The 739-nt window shown below is 28.0% G+C and carries 1 pseudogene; it reads right to left on the bottom strand.

Annotated features, from left to right (window positions below):
- A pseudogene (locus tag HKO22_RS10615) lies at positions 1-739 on the bottom strand (relaxase/mobilization nuclease domain-containing protein); the annotation flags it as partial.

Raw genomic sequence — 739 nt, 5'->3', positions numbered from 1 at the left:
TTTCTAAGATCTCTTTAGCGGCTATTTTATAGACGGAAAGTTCACTATAATATTCTTCTGCAAATTGCTTATCTTCAGGATTTTTCTTGTGGTATTTATAGATTTCACGATACTTATTTATAGTATTTATATTTTCCATATCTTGGGATAAACTCTTCATTTCAGCTTCAATTTTCTTTATTTTATCTAACAAGTCTTGTCTGTCATCAGCAGATTTTTTAATCAGATTATCGAGTTGAGTGATTGAATTAATTCCTTGCTCTCTCAGTTTGATTATTGAATCAGCCATTGTTTTGATATTGTGTTTTCTTGCCCAAACTTCATATCCTTTAGATGATTGAGCTTTTTCATTAGTAGATATATCAATAACATTTCCTACACGTTTTTTAATAGGATTAGCTTTGTTTTTAATAGCTAAATCTATTCTTTCTTTGATTTTTTCTTCGGTATAATCTTCTCCGATTGTCTTCGATCTTGTAAATCTTTGCTTATCTTTATGACGAAAAGCAATGTGTTTACCAAATTTAATTTCATAATCAATAAATTTCATATTTTCTAAAAACTCTTCCCACGAGTTAGACCTATTAATCATTCTATCTATATCAAATTGCAGTTTAGATTTCCAAGAATTTCCTTTCTTGTTTTGGTCATATTCGTACCAAGACTTACCAGTAGTTTTATATTTTCTTTTGTAAGCTTCATAATATTTATCAATTACTGAAAGCTTATTTTCTTTACA

The sequence above is a fragment of the Peptoniphilus faecalis genome, from assembly GCF_012976305.1.
GTDB lineage: Bacteria > Bacillota > Clostridia > Tissierellales > Peptoniphilaceae > Peptoniphilus_A > Peptoniphilus_A faecalis.
This window is presented reverse-complemented; position numbering and strand designations above follow the sequence as displayed.